Source organism: [Flexibacter] sp. ATCC 35208, from assembly GCF_001975825.1.
Taxonomy (GTDB): domain Bacteria; phylum Bacteroidota; class Bacteroidia; order Chitinophagales; family Chitinophagaceae; genus Chitinophaga.
Genome location: NZ_MTKN01000008.1, coordinates 36,385 through 56,529, shown reverse-complemented (window position 1 = coordinate 56,529; position 20,145 = coordinate 36,385). Strand labels below are relative to the sequence as shown.

The following is a 20,145-nucleotide window of genomic DNA, read 5'->3' as shown; positions in this document are numbered from 1 at the left end:
GAGTAATCAGGTTTCCTTATTTTCGCAATTTTTCAGGTCTTAACGTATTGTAGAATGGTGAAACACTTATTAGTGGCTGCTTTCCTCCTGGCAGGCTTTTTTAATCATGTCCAGGCACAGCTGCCACCCAAACGGGAATTAAGAGCCGTATGGATAGCAACAGTAGAGAATATCGATTGGCCTTCCCGTAGAGGGTTACCTGTTGAACAACAGAAACAGGAATTTATCAACCTTCTCAATACACAGCAGCGTAATGGCATGAATGCCGTGGTGGTACAAATCCGCCCGGTAGCAGATGCTTTTTATGCATCGCCCTTTGAACCCTGGTCGGAATACCTGACTGGCACACAGGGACAGGCGCCGAATCCTTATTATGATCCACTTCAGTTTATGATTGAAGAGACACATAAAAGGGGTATGGAATTTCATGCCTGGCTCAATCCGTATCGTGCGGTATTCAATGCCAGTCGTAACAATGTAACACCGAACCACATTTCCAGGATGCGGCCACAATGGTTCCTCACTTATGATAACAAGAAGTACTTTGACCCGGGTGTACCTGAGGTGCGTGAATATGTCACTCAGATCATACGCGACGTAGTACGCCGTTATGATATAGATGCCATTCATTTTGACGATTACTTTTATCCATACCGTGTGCCAGGCAAGGAATTTCCTGACAATGCTTCTTATCACCAGCATGGACAGGGAATGGAAAAAGACGATTGGCGCAGGTACAATGTGGACACCATCATCCATATGGTAAGCATTGCCATCAAGCAGGAGAAAGCATGGGTGAAGTTTGGGATAAGTCCATTCGGCATCTGGAGAAATAAAAGCAAAGATCCGGAAGGGTCTTATACAAGTGGTACTACCAACTATGATGACTTGTATGCTGATGTACTGAAATGGTTAAAGAACGGATGGATAGATTATGTGGCGCCGCAACTGTATTGGGAAAGGGGGTTCAGGGTGGCAGACTATGAACTGTTGCTGAACTGGTGGGCACAGCATGCCTATGGTCGTCATTTGTATATTGGCCACGGGGTGTACCGGATCAATAGTAATGCGGCCTGGAGTAACCCGAATGAATTACCGGTACAGATTACCGAGTCCCGAACCCTCAATACGGTACAGGGGAATGTTTATTATAGCGCTAAATCATTCAATGGTAATCCAAGAGGGATAGAAGATAGTTTACGGAATCACTTCTATCATTATCCGGCTTTACGACCTACAATGTCATGGCTGAATTTCAGAGCACCGGAGCCACCATATTTTGCAGATGCTTTTGAAAGGTCGAATGGATTGCATTTGCATTGGGTGGATGGAGATACCACCAATCGTACTATGCAGTATGTGTTATATCGTTTTGAAGGAAGAGAGGTGATCAATCTGAATGATCCTGAGAAGATCCTGACGATCCTGACACAGAGTTCAGATCCGCAGTATGTAGATAGTACTTATGAGAAAGGTAAGGAGTATACTTATGTGCTGACATCCCTGGATAGATTGCAGAATGAGAGTCTGGCGAGTGATCCGATGTATATAAGAATAGTAAAAGGGAAGGCGAGGTTTTACTTCGATCCCGAACCATAATAAATTGAGAGGGGGCCGCTGGCCCCCTCTCAATTTAATTGCAATTAAATTCCTCATTTATTTATAGACTTCCATCACAGCTCTACCCACACAACCACTCGGCATCTGTATCTTCAACATTGCCGCTACCGTCGCTGCTATATCGGTCATACTCGTCTTCTCATTGGTATATCCATGCTTCACATGCCAACCCATGAACACCATTGGAATATGCGTATCATAAGGCGCCCATGTACCATGCGTCGTACCTTTCAGACTACCTTCATACCATCCCGGATCAGGAATCATAATCACTGCACCATCGCGCTTAGGATAATATCCATTCACGGCCATTTGCTTAATCGGTTCAGGCAATGCGCTATTTCCAATATTGTCCAGATCTGCAGCAAACTGAATACCCGGCACTGTCTGCAGGAAGTACACTGCTTCTTTTTTCACTGCATCATAATCCAGCTTCGCTGCTTTGATCCTTTTTACATCAAAGTCAACATGGTAGTTATTGGTATTCGCTACCAGACTATCTACACCAAACACACCTTTAAGATCAGTATTCAGGCCAGCGATGATTGCTTTGTCATTTACCAGACCAGAAGGAATATCATGTTCTTTCAGGAAACCTACAGAGTGAGAAGCTCCATGATCTGCTGTGAGGAACACCAGGTAATTCCCCTTACCAACTTTCTGATCAAGGAAGGTAAAGAACGCTGACAGATCTTTGTCCAGGCGCAGATAAGTATCTTCTACCTCGATAGAGTTAGGCCCAAACTGGTGACCAACATAATCAGTAGAAGCACAGTTGATAGTGAGGAAGTCTGTCACCGGACCGCTCCCCATGTTATATCCGTTCACAGCAGCTTTTGCAAAATCCAGTGTGAGGGTATTACCATTTGGTGTGGCACGCAGGCTACCTTTGCTTACTTTATAAATAGCAGGCAGATCGTGTGGGAACTTAGGGGCGGTTTCTCCTTTGTAAGTATTCTCCCAGGTCACGTCGTCCTCTGTGCTTTGTACATATGTGTTGATAGGATAGAGGGTCTCCCATGGTTTGGCCATCAGTTCAGCCGGTTCGTTTTTAGCATTGAACTGCTTTACCCATTCCGGCAATTCTTTCATGTAATAGCTGCTGGTCACAAAAGATGCATTGCTGTCATCCAGCCAGAAAGCGCCGTTTGCGATATGGCCGGCAGGCAGGATAGAAGCACGGTCTTTCAGGGATACGCCTATTACTTTAGAGCGGAAGTTAGTCGCCAGTCGCAGTTCATCCGTGATGGTGGAAGCCAGTAAACTGCGTGGAGACATTTTACCCGCATCGGTGGTAGTACCCACAGGAGTTACGGTGGAATCTTCGGTGCAATAGAATTCTCTGCCGGTGGCCTGGTCGGTCCAGCCATTGCCCGTAATGCCATGGATAGCTGGTACGGATCCGGTGAAAATGGTGCTGTGACCTACAGCGGTGTAGGAGGGCAGGTGGGTAATGAATGCGTTTTCACATGTAAAGCCTTCACCTAACAGTCTTTTGAAACCGCCGGTTCCGTAGCGGTCAGCATAACGGTACAGGTAGTCCCAGCGCATCTGGTCTACGACGATACCAACTACCAACTTAGGGCGGGCAACTGCCGGTTGGGTCTGTGCCATTACAGTATCTTTCTGGCCGAAGGTACTGGCGAGTACCACCGCCAGGGCGGATAATGTTTTGTTCATATTGGTCATAATATTGATAATTTCCTGATTGTCATTCGCAAAGATGTGTATTAATTAGGATAAACAACCTCCATTCATCAAATGAACAAGGCGATCTTTCGGACCGCCTTGTTCATTTAAATTTAAGCAACTGAAGGTCGCCTCATAATTGGTTATATCTTATTTATCCTATCCGGATAATCCGTTATTATTCCATCTACTCCCATTGCCTTCAACCTTTTCATATCTTCCAGATCCGCCACTGTCCAGGGCACTACCTTCATACCTTTACTATGACAATAATCCAGCAATTCCTTCGTCACCAAAGAAAAATGTGGGTTATAGAACGTAGGCAGAAATCCCAAGCCTTCCAGCTGCTGGTAAAAAGATACATTCTTATCTCCTGTCAGGAATCCCAATGTCACTTTGGGATATGATCTGTGCAGCACCTGCAACGGCCTCATATCAAAAGACTGGATCAGCAGTCTGTGTTTCAGTTTTTTCAGCTGTTTTACCTCCATCAGTTTTTCCACATATTCTTTCGGGGCAGGTTGTTCCTTGCCATCCGTTTTTTCAGAAGATTTGATTTCCAGTAAATAATAAACCGGCGGCTTGTGGTGTTTTTCATTATACGCTTCGACAGAATCAATCATTTCAGACAGCAATGGGGCATATGTCCTCATTCTTTGCTGCTGTGGAAAATTAGGATAGGGCTTTTCACCTATTCTAAAAGGCCTGATCTCACTATAATTCATTTGGTAGAAAATATATTTACCTCTCTCACTGGGCTGAATCTCGCTACCATCGGGCCTGGTCGTATATGCCGGGTCAAAAGAGGCATCGTGGTACACCACTACTTGTCCGTCTTTTGTAATATGCACATCAAACTCCAGGGTATTTGCTCCATCTTCAATTGCACGGATCATGGCAGGAATCGTATTTTCCGGCATCATTCCCCTTGTACCCCTATGACCTACCTTAAAAAACGTTGGCAAAGGTGCAGCAGCCATCACAGCGGGCAACAAGGCTACTACCGACAACAATTTTTGTAAAGATCTCATCTTATTCATTGAATTTAATAACATTCACTTTTCAAATCTTTCTTTTTATTTCGCTCTTTCAAGTAGTCCACTTTCGTTTTGACTTTCTATTCAGTGGTTGAAAATAATATTTTGTTAACTAGTTTTCAACATACTATACACCAAAACCACTTTTATACATCAAAAAGCGTACTTTTTCATAATATTTTTTTCCGTTTACATGTATTAAATTCAACAACATGAAAGTAATTTTGTAACCAATTGAAGCAACAAAATCTTTTGCGCGTATGTCAATGATAAATATCGCTGAGCGACATAAATATATATTAGACCGGTTAGCGGAAAAAGGATATGTAAATGTAATAGACCTGTGCAAAGAGCTTGATGTATCTGGAGTAACTATCCGGAAAGACCTCAAGTTACTGGAAGACAAGGCCTTACTGTTCCGTTCGCACGGCGGCGCTACAGTCAATAATCCTTATATCAATGACAAGCCTGTAAATGAAAAAGAAAAACTGCGCCGGGATGAGAAGAATCTCATTGGTGCAGCTGCGGCTACCCTCATCGCACATAATGACGCGATAATTATTTCCTCTGGCACAACCGCCCTGGCCCTGGCCAGGAACATTCACCCTAAAGGCCATCTCACCGTCATCACCCCTGCACTCAACGTAGCACAGGAACTGCTACGCTATCCGGAAATAGAAGTATTGCAACTGGGAGGCATTGTCCGCAACAGTTCTTCTTCCGTAACGGGTAACTATGCTGAACGCATCCTCGCCGATTTCTCCTGCAGTAAACTGTTCCTCGGCCTCGAAGGCATAGACATTGAATTCGGACTTACAACTACAAATCTAATGGAAGCACAGCTAAATCAGCGCATGGTGGCTGCTGCACAAAAAACAATTGTCATTGCCGATTCGTCCAAATTCGGCAGAAGAGGGTTTGGTAAAATATGTGGTCTGGAAGATATCGATGAAATTATCACCGATAGTGGCATCTCAGCACATATTGTAAAAGCCGTAGAAGAGATGGGGATCAATGTGACTATCGTATAGTCCGGATCATACACTTAATAATTATATAACCCCATTTTATTGGTTGCTATAGCAACCAGTGCGGATTCCCTATGCATACATTAAACTAATTTCCAACACGATCTACTCCTCTAAGGGTAAAATAAGTACACTTTTACCACTCACTCTTATTATATTCTAACAAATGCCTATACTTTTTTAATCTTTTCTAAATTTTTAGTGTTATAAGAAGGTTTTAATAAAAAATACCGGCTTCCTTTAGTATCTTTATACCGTTCCCGAAACAATTACGGTACCTCCACCGCGCCCTGAGAAGGGTGAAGTGTGTGCCAAGGTCAAAAAATCTAAACGAATGCAAGAAGTGAAGCAATTGCAAGGACTGTACCACCCGGATTTTGAACATGATGCATGCGGAACAGGCTTTACTGTCCACATTAAGGGCCGTAAATCGCATCAGATCATCCGGGATGCGCTTACCATGTTGGAAAATATGGAACACCGCGGTGCATGTGGCTGTGAACAAAACACCGGTGACGGGGCAGGGATCCTTATCCAGCTCCCGCACGAGTTTTTGTACGACGAATGTCTAAAGATAGGCATTAGTCTGCCAGAATTTGGTAAATATGGTGTAGGTATGGTTTTCTTTCCAAAAGAACCACGATGGAGAGAAGAATGTCGCGAGATCCTGGCCCGAGCGGCGGAGAAACTTGGCCTCGATATTCTCGGATATCGTAAAGTTCCCGTTCGTCCCGACGGCATCGGAGAAAGCGCCCTTTCAGTAGAACCTGAAATCGAACAGGTATTTATTGCCTGTCCTCATCATATAGCCGACAATGACGAGTTTGAACGTAAACTCTTCGTGCTCCGTAATTATGTATCTAAAACCGTTAGGAATACCGTTCCTAAGGAAAAAGCACTGTTTTACTTTGCCTCCCTCTCTACTAAAACGATTGTGTATAAAGGCCAGCTGACCACCTATCAGGTACGTCACTATTACGCTGACCTGAGCGACGAGAAGATGGTATCTGCTTTCGCAGTGATCCACTCCCGTTTCGCTACCAATACTTTCCCTAGCTGGAGACTGGCTCACCCTTACCGCTACATCGCGCACAATGGTGAGATCAATACCCTGAAAGGTAACCTCAACTGGCTCCGCGCCGGCGAGAAGGACTTCGTATCCAAATACTTCTCTCAGGAAGAAATGGACATGCTGTCGCCTATCGTCGAAGAAGGCCAGTCTGACTCCGCCAGCCTGGACAACGTTGTAGAACTGCTGCTGCTCACCGGCCGCTCCCTTCCTCATGTTATGATGATGCTCATTCCTGAAGCATGGGACGGCAACGAGGACATGGATCCGGTAAGAAAAGCATTTTATGAATACCACGCTTCTATGATGGAGCCCTGGGATGGTCCTGCCTGTATCTCTTTTACAGATGGTAAAATCATCGGTGGTACCCTGGACCGTAACGGTCTGCGCCCCGCACGCTTCGTTGTTACAAAAGACGATCGTGTAATCATGGCTTCAGAAGCCGGCGTACTGCCCGTAGATCCTAAAAATATTAAAGAAAAAGGCCGTCTGCAACCAGGTAAAATGTTCATCGTGGACATGGAAGCCGGCAGAATCATTGGCGATGAGGAACTGAAACAGAACATCTGCTCTCAGCAACCTTACGGCGAATGGCTGAACAAATACAAAATCCGTCTCGAAGAACTGCCTGAACCTCGTGTAACTTTCAGTCACCTGGAACCAGAACAGATCTTTAAATACCAGCAAGCCTTCGGTTATACTACCGAAGACCTGAACACCATCATCGCCCCAATGGCACTGGATGGTAAGGAGCCAATCGGCTCTATGGGTACGGATGCTCCCCTGGCTGTGCTGAGCGATCAGCCACAGCACCTGACCAGCTACTTCAAACAGCTGTTCGCACAGGTGACCAACCCACCTATCGATCCAATCCGCGAAAGACTGGTGATGTCACTGGCTACCTATGTAGGTAACAATGGCAACCTGCTGGACGAAAATCCTCTGCACTGTCATGGTGTGGCCCTGCGTCACCCCATCCTGAGCAACTACGAGCTGGAAAAGATCCGTAGCATTGATACCGGTCTGTTCCAGGCGAAGACCCTGCAAACTTACTTCCGTGCCGACGGTAAAGCCGGCTCTATGGAGAAAGGTCTGCAACGCCTGTGTCGCTATGCTGTAGATGCTGTTGAAGATGGTTATGAAGTAATCATCCTCTCCGACAGGGCGATCGACTCTGAACATGCCGCTATCCCGTCTATCCTCGCTGCATCTGCTGTACACCACCACCTCATCCGCAAAGGATACCGTGGTCAGGTAGGTATCATCGTAGAAGCCGGCGATGTGTGGGAAGTACATCACTTTGCCTGTCTGCTTGGTTTTGGGGTGACGGCAATCAACCCTTACCTGGCCCTGAGCACGATTCGTGCCCTGAAGCTCACCGGCAAACTGGAAACTGAATACGATGTTGACAAACTGAAGAAGAACTACGTAAAGGCTGTCTGCGATGGTCTGCTGAAAGTCTTCTCCAAAATGGGTATCTCCACCCTGCAATCTTACCAGGGTGCACAGATATTCGAAATATTAGGTATCAACCGTCAGGTAGTAGATAAATACTTTACCGGTGCGGTATCCCGCATCCAGGGCATGGGCCTCGACGAGATCGCCCGCGAAACCCTCGCTAAGCACTGGATGGGTTACGGCCGTAAAGAAACCCCTGTATCCCGTCTGGGTGTAGGTGGTATCTACCAGTGGAAGAGAAAAGGTGAGTTCCACCTCTTCAACCCAACCACTATCCACCTGCTGCAGTTATCAACCCGTATGGGCGACTACAGCATCTTCAAGAAATATTCTAAAGCGGTAAACGACCAGAGCGAGAAAGCAGCTACCCTGCGTAGCACTTTCGCCTTCAAACGTAACCGTCCGTCTATCACCCTTGATGAAGTGGAATCTGCAGAAAGCATTTTCAAACGCTTCGCAACAGGTGCTATGAGCTTTGGCTCTATCTCTCACGAAGCCCACTCTACACTGGCCATCGCTATGAACCGTATCGGTGCCAAGAGCAATACTGGTGAAGGTGGTGAAGATGAACTGCGTTTCGAAAAGTTGCCTAACGGGGACAGCATGCGTTCTGCTATCAAGCAGGTAGCTAGTGCACGTTTCGGTGTGACCAGCAACTATCTGACCAATGCAGATGAATTACAGATCAAAATGGCACAGGGTGCTAAACCCGGTGAGGGTGGCCAGCTGCCCGGCCATAAAGTGGATGACTGGATCGCGAAAGTACGTCACTCTACACCTGGTGTAGGTCTGATCTCTCCGCCTCCCCACCACGATATCTACTCTATCGAGGATCTGGCTCAGCTGATCTTCGACCTAAAAAATGCCAACCGTGCTGCCCGCATCAGCGTAAAACTGGTGTCTAAAGCAGGTGTTGGTACCATCGCTGCCGGTGTTGCCAAAGCAAAGGCAGATGTGATCCTGATCGCTGGTTTCGACGGAGGTACCGGTGCATCTCCGATCAGCTCTATCAAGCATGCTGGTCTGCCATGGGAACTGGGTCTGGCTGAAACTCACCAGACACTGGTGAAGAACAAGCTGCGTGGCCGTGTAACCGTGCAGGCTGATGGTCAGCTCAAAACAGGCCGCGACATCGCTATCGCAACCCTGCTGGGTGCGGAAGAATGGGGTGTAGCAACTGCTGCACTGGTGGCTGAAGGCTGTATCATGATGCGTAAATGTCACCTGAACACCTGCCCTGTAGGTGTGGCAACACAGGATCCTGAACTGCGCAAACGCTTTAATGGCGATCCTGAAAACGTAGTGAACCTGTTCAGATTCCTGGTAGAAGAGTTCCGTGAAATCATGGCTGAACTGGGCTTCCGTACCGTAAATGAAATGGTGGGTCAGTCTGACTGCCTGCAGGTACGAGAGAACATCACCCACTGGAAATATAAAAACCTGGACGTATCCCAGATCCTGTACAAAGAACCAGCTGATGCAACAACAGCGCTGTTCAAATCTGAAGAACAGGATCACGGTATCAGCGAAGTGATTGACTGGCAGCTGCTGAAAGCTGCACAGCCAGCCCTCGACAAGAAGACCAGGGTATTCCAGCAGTTTAATGTTAAAAATACTGACCGTTCCGTAGGTACAATCCTGAGCAATGAGATCTCTAAACGTTATCAGGGCCCGGGTTTACCAGAAGATACGATCCACTTTAAATTCGTTGGTTCTGCCGGCCAGAGCTTCGGGGCATTCAACACCAAAGGTGTAACCCTGGAATTGGAAGGTGAGGCAAATGACTACTTCGGTAAAGGTCTCTCCGGTGCTAAACTGGTCCTTTATCCAAATGCGGAAGCAGGCTTCAAAGCGGAAGAAAACATCATCGCTGGTAACGTAGCCTTCTATGGCGCCACCTCCGGTGAAGCTTACATCCGTGGTAAAGCAGGTGAACGTTTCTGTGTACGTAACTCAGGCGCTACCATCGTATCCGAAGGCGTGGGTGACCACGGTTGCGAATACATGACCGGTGGTAGGGCCGTCATCCTTGGTGAGACCGGCCGTAACTTCGGCGCTGGTATGAGTGGTGGTATTGCTTATGTATACGATGTGAAAGGCAATTTCGCCGGCCGTTGCAACAAGGAGATGATTGACCTCGATCCGCTGGATCAGGATGACGTTACCGCACTGCACGACCTGATCACCAAGCACCACGCTTACACAAACAGTACTGTGGCTAAGTTCATCCTGAAGGATTGGGAAAACCAGCTGCGTCATTTTGTGAAAGTATTCCCGAAAGAATACAAAGCGGTGCTGACAGCTTCCAACGCAAAGGAGAAGGTAGAGAAGTAGTAACATTAACAATCTAACGACAACCAAAATGGGCAAACCAACAGGATTCCTGGAATTTACAAGAGAGCTGCCTGGAAAGATAGCTCCTCGGGAAAGAGTCCAGAACTATAACGAATTCGTAGAAAGACTTTCAGATACCAAGCTGAATGAACAGTCTGCGCGCTGCATGAACTGTGGTGTTCCTTTCTGTCACAGCGGTTGCCCGCTGGGTAACGTAATTCCTGAATTCAACGATGCAGTCTATCACAAAGACTGGAAAGAAGCATATGAAATCTTAACCAGCACTAACAACTTCCCTGAGTTCACAGGACGTATCTGTCCTGCGCCTTGCGAAAGTGCATGTGTACTGGGTATCAATCAACCTCCTGTGGCAATCGAAGAAATCGAACGCCACATCATCGAAATCGCTTTCGACAAAGGACTGGTACAGGCTAAAACACCTCGTATACGTACCGGCAAGAAAGTAGCAGTAATTGGTTCCGGTCCTGCCGGCCTGGCTGCTGCCGCTCAGCTAAACTACGCTGGTCACCTGGTAACCGTGTTCGAAAGAGACGATGTTCCCGGAGGTCTGCTCCGCTACGGGATCCCTGACTTCAAACTGGAGAAATGGGTGATCGACCGCCGCGTGAAAGTAATGGAAGAAGAAGGCATCACCTTCCAGTGTAATGCCAACGTAGGTGTGAACATAAGCGTGAACGACCTGCTCCGTGAATACAATGCGATCGTGCTGGCTGGTGGTTCCACCATCCCTCGCGACCTCAATATTCCTGGCCGTCAGCTGAAAGGTGTGCACTATGCAATGGACTTCCTGAAACAGCAGAACAAACGCGTAAGCAACCGCACTGTAAGCGGGGAAGATATTATGGCTACCGGCAAGAACGTAGTAGTGATTGGTGGTGGTGATACCGGCTCTGACTGTGTAGGTACATCCAACCGTCATGGGGCTGTGAGCATCACCCAGCTGGAACTAATGCCTAAGCCACCGGGAGAACGTACTCCTTATATGCCATGGCCTACATATCCAATGGTGCTGAAAACAACCTCTTCGCACGAAGAAGGCGCAAACCGCCACTGGGCTATCGGTACCAAAGAGTTCGTAGGTGACAGTAACGGTAACCTGAAAGGCCTGAAACTGGTAGATCTGCAATGGAGCCTGGGCGCAGATGGTCGTCCGGGTGGATTTACAGAAGTACCTGGTTCTGAAAGAGAAATTCCTTGCGAACTGGCTTTCCTGGCAATGGGCTTCCTGCATCCGCAGCATACCGGATTGCTTGACGATCTGGGTGTTGAAAAAGATGAAAGAGGCAATGTGAAAGCAGGGGAGAAGGCGTTCCAGACTTCTATTCCTAAGGTGTTTGCCGCAGGCGATATGCGCCGTGGACAATCACTGGTGGTATGGGCGATCAGCGAAGGCCGTGAGTGTGCACGTAAAGTAGATGAGTTCCTGATGGGAGTTTCCCACCTGGAAAGCAAAGACGCTTCTTTACCAGCACTGGCAGTGTAAACACATAATCTTGATGTGAATGTGCGTATCTTTTTTTAACCTGCTGATTGATACAAACACACATTAGTTTTAAAGATTCTCATAAGCAGGTTTAGATTTTGTTGTAACCTTCAGCCGGGCCGGGTCTTTACCCGGCCTTTTCTTTTTATAAAAACTCAAACCTTTCCGCGACCGAAGGCCGCGGAAAGGTTTGAGTTAATCAAAATGTCAGAGTCAAAGGCTCCGGCATTTTGATTATTTTTGTTTATCATGAAAAAGACGTTTTTATTCCTCCTTCTGGCAGGAGCTTTCAATACCGCCTTCGCTCAGATAGGCCACACCATCTACGACACCCACAACTATAAAAAAGGCATTTACAAATCCTTCGAAGAGTTCCGCAACAACGAACCCTCCGAAACCGGTAATGTTGTAATAAAAGGGAAAACCGCCGCCGCCCAGGTCTACCTCATGTCTGCCCCTACGGAACTGGTCGCCATCGACAGCGCCGGCAAAGAACATAAAGTAAAAAAATACTGGGGGTATTGCGACGGCACTAACCTTTACGTGAGAGACAATGGCCTTCAAAAAGTTGAAGAAGTTGGCTACTACTGCTTATACCAGGTGCGCGCCATTACCTCCGCTACACCCAACACAGCTACCGGCGGCATGGTATTCAGCAATACCCCGCCTGCTGCTGTGAACAAAAAAGTCATCAACCTCACCACCGGCAACTTCTACGACCTGACCTTATATAATATGAAGAAATTCATCCTCCCACACGATACTGCTTTAACAAGGGAGTTTTACCAGGATCCTAAAAATAAGGACCGCCTGGTCTACTACATCCAGAAATTCAATCAGCGGAATATTCCCAATTGGTAATTCCACCCATAAATACTCATAAAAAGCGCTTTTATCGACGATAAAAGCGCTTTTTTAATTAAACCCCTTCTGTAGGTACAAATTTTGTTTAACACTCTATGTTTAAACAAGGGTCCGCCTAATGCGTTTTAACTCAGTATTTTCTATGTAATCCTTTTAAATGACAGCACCCGCAACTAACGATGAAAAACATCACGGCCGGCCATGGTGGCGTTGGCTCTTATGGGGAATTGTAATCCTGCTCATTATACCGGTAATGGCTGTTCTTGTATTGCAGCTGGAATCTGTACAGGACTTCATCCGTCGGCAGGGAGAACAATATCTCCGGAAAAAATTGCATACAACTGTTAGTATCGGCTACCTCCGCGTACGCGGGTGGCAGTACCTGGAACTACGTAATGTATACGTAGCAGATACTTCCAAACAGGAATTGTTCTACTCCGGAAATCTGAAAGTCCGCTACAATCTGTTGGCATTTCTCAACAATGAGCTGAGAATTAATAGCCTTGAATGGGATTCAGTCACGGCCAATATATACCGTAACCCCGGAGACTCTTCCTTCAACTACCAGTTCATTGTAGACGCCTTCGTTACCAAAGATTCGATCCCGGACACAGTAAGCACCGGCACAGGAACTACGCTTCAATTCCTCATCAAAGACGTTACACTGAAACATGTATCGCTTCGGTATTTAGATGGCCCCGAAGGTATGGACGCCGTGGTCACCTTCCAGGAGCTTCATGTAGATCCTGATGATCTGCTCGTGAACCAGGGATTATACGCTGTTCGTGGGTTGAAGATCGATGGACTCAAGGGTTACTTCAAACAGGACTACAGGCCAAAGGTACTGGCAGCAACAGCGCCGCCTCCTGCCATGGATACCACCAGTACACCCTTCCACCTTATTCTCAAAAAATTAGAAATAGAAAATAGCTCCTTCCTGTACGCCGATCAGGGTAGTGGCCTGAGCACTGGCTGGAAAATAGGTAAGCTACAGCTCCTCAATTCCAGCATCGATATGGACTCCACACTCATACAGGTAAGTGAGCTGTCCATCAGGAACGCAGGCGGCATGGTCACCATGAATATCGCAAAAGATACTTCCGCTCCCGCTCCTGCTGACAGCGCTGCTCCAAATACATGGAGAGTGCTGGCCACCAAAACGGATCTGGAACATATCAACCTGCGGTACGATAATAATACCGCACCTGCTCCAAGAGGTGCCGGTAAAAAAGATCCTGACTACAACCACCTGTTCCTCAAAGACCTCGTGGCTCACGTAGGCAATATCAATTATAACCCGGACACTATCAGTGCCGTATTGCACAAATTGTCCGTACAGGAGGATAAATCAGGTTTTGGGATTAAACAGGGTCACTTCGATGTATTATACACAGCAACTACCATCGCCCTGCGCAACCTGCTGCTGGAAACAAACCGGAGTATCCTGCGCAAACAGATTGTGCTGAATGCCCCAAACTGGTCTTCTATTTCTGACCATCTCGACCTTTTACAGTTGCAGGCTAACCTGGACTCTACCCACATCACCCTTGGTGAGTTCCTCCCTTTTGTGCCTGACAGCCGTAATAACCCGTCCATGAAACCACTGTGGGATAAGGAAATCTTCCTCACTACTTCCCTCAAAGGCAGCCTGGGCAAACTGATCATCGAAACACTCAATCTTACTGACAATAAAGGCAACCGTATCAATGCCAAAGGTGAAGTAGACCATGTAACAGATGTAGATCACCTGTATGCCAACCTGCCTTCGCTCTACATCCTTTCCGGAAATAAGGCCCTGCGTTCCTGGCTGCCGCCAGGTACTATGCCGGATACGCCCCGACTGCCTGAGCAGATGATCATTACCGGTAGCTTCCTCGGTGGCATGAAAGACATGCAGACAAAGCTGGACCTGAAGAGTAATGCCGCCAATGCCAGTCTGACCGCCCATCTCATCAACATCACCGATAGTATCCATAGCAGTTATGACCTCAACCTCACCTCTTTCCGTGTTCAACCAGGTTATTTTCTCTATGATACCACCATCGGCTGGATCAGTGGCCGCATCATGGCTTCTGGCAAGGGATACACCTTCCCGGGTATGATTGCAAAAGCAGATGCCCACATCAACGAAGCGACTTATAACAGGTATACCTACCACGATGTTAGTATCAAAGCCAATATCGACAAGCAACAACTACATGCTGAAGGTCAGAGCAACGATTCCAGTATCAACCTCACCTTCAATGCTGATGGTACACTGAATGATACGACCCTCCAGTCACTGAAAGCCAATGCCCAGATACAACGTGCAGACCTGTATACCACACACCTGTACAGTGATCCATTTGAGCTGAGAGGAAATATGGATGTAGATTTCAGCAGCCTTACTCCCAACCGCCTGGATGGGAATGCATTCCTCACCAGCTGGCAGGTGGCCACCAACGGGCAGGTCTTCGTATTAGATACCATTTCTTTATTAGCTGAATACAAGGACCAGCAATACCTGCGCCTCACAGGTCCATTTGGTTTTATCAACGCCAATGGTAATATCGATTATACCAAAATCGGCCCTGCGTTCGGACAAATCATCAACAAGCCATTAAGTCCTTATGACAGTGCTAAGCTAGTGCAACTGCCGACCGGCCAACTGTTATTTTGGAATGCCTCTTTGACTTTTCCGCGCAGCTTACAGGCTATGGCGCCGACCTTGCGCATGGAATATCCATTGCTCATCAGCGGCCGTCTGAATTCTGACAGTAGCCTGCTGGTGCTCAATGCCGCCCTGCCTAAGCTGAGTTACGACTCTATCTTAATAGATAGCCTGGCCATTAATGCCAATATCTTAGATACCACCCTCAAGGCACAGGTATCTCTCGCAGATATTCATCATAAAGTAATGCCCCTGTATCACACGTCCCTGACGGCAGCTGCTACAGCTGGGAAAGTAGACTGGGACCTGCTGCTGGATGACATAAAACGCAATCCGAAATATAAAGTAGGCGGCTTCGTGGAATTCCTGCCGGACAATGCGCTGGCACTTTCACTGAAACAAGATCTGCTGCTGAACCGTCAGCAATGGCAGGTGGATAAGAACAACCGGATCCACATTCACAATGGTGGCCCTGATACTGCCCACATCCAGTTATCATACAATGACCAGTCCATCGCCATCCAGACAAAACCTGATAGTAGTAGTGCCAATGGCAAACTGCCCACGCTCGAAACGAATATCAAAAACTTCAAGCTCTCTACTATCACCGCATTGCTGGCTGCCGATACCTTACTTGCCAATGGCCTCCTGAATGCGCAGGCCACTATACGCAACCTGGATCAATCGCCGCTGATCAGTTCAAAACTCACGGTCGATAGTCTGACTTTCAGGGCATCTGACCTGGGTACACTAACTGCCGAAGTGAACACGCCACAGCCTAACCAGTATAGCCTGGACATGAATCTCAAAGGCAATGACAACGACCTGCAGGTAAAAGGAACGTACGACTCTATTATCAATGCCTCTGTGGATATCAACCAGCTGAACATGAAATCGCTGGAGTCATTCACCTTCGGTAATATGACCCGCATGCATGGTAGTGCTGATGGCCACTTCAAAATCACAGGTACTACCGACATGCCTAAAGCAACCGGGAACCTGCATTTCAATGATGCTGGTGGTACTATCACCTATGTAGGCGCCAATATCACCATGCCTGATGAGAACATCATACTGGATGAAAAAGGTGTACAGTTCAACAAATTCGTAATAGCAGATAGCCTGCAGAATGAGTTAGTGCTGGACGGTCGTATCAATACAAAAGACTACTCTAATTATAACTTCAACCTCAATATCAACGCAGACAACTTCATGATCCTCGGTAAACAGGTAGACCCTCAGCAAATGTATTACGGGCCTGCTTTCGTAGACACCCGTATCAAAGTAAGGGGCAACCTGGATCTGCCAAGAGTAGATGCTTATGTGAAGCTGCGCGACAAATCGAATGTAACCGTCACCCTGCCATCCGAAGAACCGGGGGTAGCTAACAGGGAAGGGGTTATCATATTTGTAGACAAGGACAATCCACTGGATTCTTCGCTGGTGAAAATGGTAGACAGCACTAAACTGCAAAACCCAAAGCTGAAAGGCATCAACTTCTCAGGCAATGCTGAGATAACGCCTCAATCTACCATCCGTATCATCATTGACCCTGTGAATGGTGACTATGTAGAAGCAAAGGGTACTGCCAGCATCAATGCGACCCTGGATGCCAGTAGCAAAATGAGTCTGACCGGCCGTTACGAAATTTCTGAGGGTAAGTACGAAATGTCGCTGAACCAACTGATCAAACGCTCTTTCTCCATTGAAAAGGGAAGTGCCATTACCTTTAGCGGAGACGCTACCGATGCAGATCTGGATATCACGGCAAAGTATACCGTGAATGCAGAAGCGGCTGACCTGGTACAGGATCAGCTGACCAGTCTCTCCCAGACAGACAGGAACAAGTACAAACAGAAATTACCATTCTATGTATACCTCCATATCAAAGGCAATCTGCTGAAACCAGACATCTCCTTCGAACTGGATATGCCGGAGGCAGAACAAAATGCATTTAGTGGTAGTGTGTATAACCGCATCAAACAGATTAACCAGATCCCATCTGAACTGAACAAACAGGTAATGGGTCTGCTGGTGCTGAATAGCTTTATACCTGAAGATCCGATGTCAGGCGAAGGTAGCAGCGACTATGGCGTGAGCAACATGGCTCGTCAGAGTGTGAGCAAGATCCTTTCTCAACAGCTGAATAACCTGGCTGGTAGCCTGATCAAAGGTGTAGACCTCAACTTCGACCTGCAATCAGACGAAGACTATTCATCCGGTTCCGCACAGCAAACCACCAATCTGAAAGTAGGTGCTTCCAAGAGCCTGTTCAATGATCGCCTCTCTGTATCCATTGGTTCCAATGTGATGCTGGAAGGTGAATCGCAGGCAAACCCCAGCACACTGGTAGGCGACGTATCAGTAGAATATAAACTGACCCGCGATGGCCGTTATCGTGTAAGGGTGTACCAGCGTCAGGACAATACCACTGTTATCGAAGGGCAGGTAGTAGAAACCGGTGTAGCCTTTGCATTGATCATGGACTATGATAATTTCCGCGAGATATTCCAGCGGGCGAAAAAAGATAAGCAATCTGAAAAACTCCGTTCCCAGAAGAAAACCAGTACTAAGAAATAAGATGGTTAAAAGCTATAAACATATAATTTCCCCGATACTGGCAGCATTGTTCGCCATGGGCTTTTATTCGTGTAGTTCTACTAAGTCAGTACCGGAAGGCGATCGCCTTTATACAGGAACCTCCGTCAAGTGGGTTGGCAAAAAGCCAAGGGATTATGGTACGCTGAATGCCAGCCTGGAAAGCAGTGTAAGGCCGAAGCCGAACAAAAAATTCCTGGGTATGCCCATCCGGCTCTATCTATATAACCTTGGTAAAAAACCAAAAGGAAAAGGTCTCAATCACCTGTTACGCAATAAATTGGGAGAAGCTCCTGTGTTATTAAGTTCTGTAAAGGCAGATTACACTGCCAATGTATTGGAGCAATATCTTGTGGATAATGGTTTCTTTCAGGCGCTGGTCACTTCTGAAATAAAAACTTCCGGTAGTAAAAAAGCATCCGGTGTTTACACCGTAACGCCCAATCATCGTTACCGTATTAAGAGTGTGACTTACCAAACAGACAGCAGTGATCTGGGTAAAGCCATTGCTGCTGCTTATAAACATACCTCTCTCAAGATCAACCGCCCTTACAGGCTGGATAGCATCAAGGCCGAAAGAGTGAGAATCAATAACATACTGAAAGACCAGGGCTACTATTACTTCACTGTCGATCACCTGCTGGTGGAAGTTGATAGTACCAACAATGGTATGGTTGATCTTTATCTGAAAGTAAAAGACGAAACTCCTCCACAGGCAAAGCGACCGTACACGATGAAGAACATCACGCTGTACCCGAATTATTCACTGGACCAGGATTCGCTCTCCCGAAAGGGTACGCCGGTAATATATAACGGTATTCGTATTATAGATTCTACCAAAAAATTCAAGCCGAGTGTATTTGACAGAATGGTATTCCTGAAGCCGGATAGTATGTACAGGTTGAGTAATCATGACATTACCCTACATCGTCTCACTGACCTGGGTACGTTCAAATTTGTGAAAGGGCAGTTCCGGCAGGTGAGGGGAGACAGTTCCAGGCTCAATGTCAGTTTCTTCCTCACCCCTTATCCAAGGCGTAGCTTGTCCGCCGAGTTGAGAGGTACATCCAAATCCAACAACTTCGCCGGTTCCGAAATAAAGATCACATCCAAAGACCGTAACTGGCTTCATTATGCTAATCTGTTGGAAATCTCATTATCCGGTGGTCTGGAATGGCAGGTGGGAGGCAAGGGTACCAATTCAACTGTGGTTGGTGGTAACTCATATAACCTGAAGACAGAAGCAGCGATGACGATTCCCCGTTTCTATCAGCCATTCTGGAACCTGAATGTACATACACCTTATGTACCCCGCACCCGCATCAGCGTGAGTTATGAACTGTATAGCCGTAGCCAGCTGTATAACCTGAATGCTTACAACTTCCAGTTCCAGTACATCTGGCGCAAGACGCAGTTCCTGGAGCACAAGTGGGCACCGGTATCTATCACCTATGTACTGCCTACCAAGACGACAGCAGGCTACGACAGTATATTACTGAATGATCCAAGCCAGCGCTCAGCAATTGAGAAACAATTTATTCTTGGCGGTAACTACGATATCACCTACGATAACAAGGCTACGAATAAGGTGCATACCTTCTACATGAATGGGAACATCGATTACTCCGGTAACCTGGCTGGTTTGATCATTCCCAGAAATGATACAGGTATGAAGACCATTTTCGGTAGTCCATTTGCACAATTCATCCGTTTGTCTGCCGATGTGCGTCACTACTGGAAACTGAACAGGTCACTGACCTGGGTGAACAGGCTCTTTGCCGGTTACGGTATGCCATATGGCAACTCTACCACCCTTCCTTTTGTGAAGCAATTTTTCATAGGTGGTAGCAGCAGTTTAAGAGGTTTCCGCGCCAGAACACTGGGTCCTGGTAGCTATCGTGATACCAGCAGTAAATACCTGGCAAATGAAGCAGGAGATGTGAAGTTGGAATATAACTCTGAAATACGTGCGCATCTCACCGGCATTTTCAATGCTGCTGTATTCCTGGATGCTGGTAATATCTGGCTGAAGAAGGAAGTACCGGAAAAACTGGGTAGTCAGTTCAGCACCAGTAGATTTGTTAGTCAGATTGCAGTAGATGCGGGTGCCGGTTTACGTGTAGATGCATCTATCCTGGTAGTACGCCTGGATCTGGCCTTTCCGCTTCGAAAACCATGGTTGCCGGAAGGGGAGCGATGGGTCATGAAAGATATCAAATTTGGAGATCCGGACTGGCGCAAAGAGAATCTGATCCTGAATATTGCGATCGGTTATCCTTTCTAATTGGTTTAAC

Annotated in this window: 9 protein-coding genes; 7 read left to right on the top strand and 2 right to left on the bottom strand. The window is 47.0% G+C overall.

Annotated features, from left to right (window positions below; translation table 11 throughout):
- Window positions 1-54 precede the first annotated feature (54 nt).
- Entirely contained in the window at window positions 55-1,599 is a 1,545-nt protein-coding gene (locus BW716_RS07455) for a glycoside hydrolase family 10 protein (protein WP_083721901.1), read from the top strand.
- Between the two features lie 57 nt (window positions 1,600-1,656).
- Here BW716_RS07455 and pafA read toward each other — a convergent pair whose 3' ends face one another.
- The gene (pafA, locus tag BW716_RS07450; RefSeq protein ID WP_083722020.1) at window positions 1,657-3,300 is read right to left on the bottom strand and encodes an alkaline phosphatase PafA; all 1,644 of its coding nucleotides are present in this window, start codon (window positions 3,298-3,300) and stop codon (window positions 1,657-1,659) included.
- A 152-nt stretch (window positions 3,301-3,452) separates the two neighbouring features.
- Complete coding sequence (locus BW716_RS07445; protein WP_220388723.1) at window positions 3,453-4,340, bottom strand: glycerophosphodiester phosphodiesterase family protein; 888 nt, start codon at window positions 4,338-4,340, stop codon at window positions 3,453-3,455.
- A 266-nt stretch (window positions 4,341-4,606) separates the two neighbouring features.
- On the opposite strand from BW716_RS07445, the gene BW716_RS07440 reads away from it, so the two are divergent.
- From BW716_RS07440 to BW716_RS07415, 6 genes are all read left to right on the top strand, one after another.
- A complete protein-coding gene (locus BW716_RS07440; RefSeq protein ID WP_083721900.1) occupies window positions 4,607-5,377 on the top strand; it encodes a DeoR/GlpR family DNA-binding transcription regulator in 771 nt (256 codons plus the stop codon).
- 331 nt (window positions 5,378-5,708) lie between these two features.
- Window positions 5,709-10,235, top strand: coding sequence for a glutamate synthase large subunit (gltB, locus tag BW716_RS07435; RefSeq protein WP_083722018.1), 4,527 nt, complete (start codon window positions 5,709-5,711; stop codon window positions 10,233-10,235).
- A gap of 28 nt (window positions 10,236-10,263) precedes the next feature.
- The gene (locus BW716_RS07430; RefSeq protein ID WP_083721899.1) at window positions 10,264-11,739 is read left to right on the top strand and encodes a glutamate synthase subunit beta; all 1,476 of its coding nucleotides are present in this window, start codon (window positions 10,264-10,266) and stop codon (window positions 11,737-11,739) included.
- A 249-nt stretch (window positions 11,740-11,988) separates the two neighbouring features.
- On the top strand, window positions 11,989-12,600 hold the full coding sequence (locus BW716_RS07425; protein WP_083721898.1) for a hypothetical protein: 612 nt from the start codon (window positions 11,989-11,991) through the stop codon (window positions 12,598-12,600).
- Window positions 12,601-12,760: 160 nt separating this feature from the next.
- On the top strand, window positions 12,761-17,833 hold the full coding sequence (locus BW716_RS07420; protein WP_083721897.1) for a translocation/assembly module TamB domain-containing protein: 5,073 nt from the start codon (window positions 12,761-12,763) through the stop codon (window positions 17,831-17,833).
- A gap of 1 nt (window position 17,834) precedes the next feature.
- On the top strand, window positions 17,835-20,135 hold the full coding sequence (locus BW716_RS07415) for a BamA/TamA family outer membrane protein (protein WP_179091028.1): 2,301 nt from the start codon (window positions 17,835-17,837) through the stop codon (window positions 20,133-20,135).
- Window positions 20,136-20,145 lie beyond the last annotated feature (10 nt).

What these genes read in the sequence shown, in the direction of transcription:
- BW716_RS07425 (WP_083721898.1), top strand. Translation starts at nt 11,989, where the DNA reads ATGAAAAAGACGTTTTTATTCCTCCTTCTGGCAGGAGCTTTCAATACC.
- BW716_RS07455 (WP_083721901.1), top strand. Translation starts at nt 55, where the DNA reads ATGGTGAAACACTTATTAGTGGCTGCTTTCCTCCTGGCAGGCTTTTTT.
- BW716_RS07440 (WP_083721900.1), top strand. Translation starts at nt 4,607, where the DNA reads ATGTCAATGATAAATATCGCTGAGCGACATAAATATATATTAGACCGG.
- pafA (WP_083722020.1), bottom strand. Translation starts at nt 3,300, where the DNA reads ATGAACAAAACATTATCCGCCCTGGCGGTGGTACTCGCCAGTACCTTC.
- BW716_RS07415 (WP_179091028.1), top strand. Translation starts at nt 17,835, where the DNA reads ATGGTTAAAAGCTATAAACATATAATTTCCCCGATACTGGCAGCATTG.
- BW716_RS07420 (WP_083721897.1), top strand. Translation starts at nt 12,761, where the DNA reads ATGACAGCACCCGCAACTAACGATGAAAAACATCACGGCCGGCCATGG.
- BW716_RS07430 (WP_083721899.1), top strand. Translation starts at nt 10,264, where the DNA reads ATGGGCAAACCAACAGGATTCCTGGAATTTACAAGAGAGCTGCCTGGA.
- BW716_RS07445 (WP_220388723.1), bottom strand. Translation starts at nt 4,340, where the DNA reads ATGAGATCTTTACAAAAATTGTTGTCGGTAGTAGCCTTGTTGCCCGCT.
- gltB (WP_083722018.1), top strand. Translation starts at nt 5,709, where the DNA reads ATGCAAGAAGTGAAGCAATTGCAAGGACTGTACCACCCGGATTTTGAA.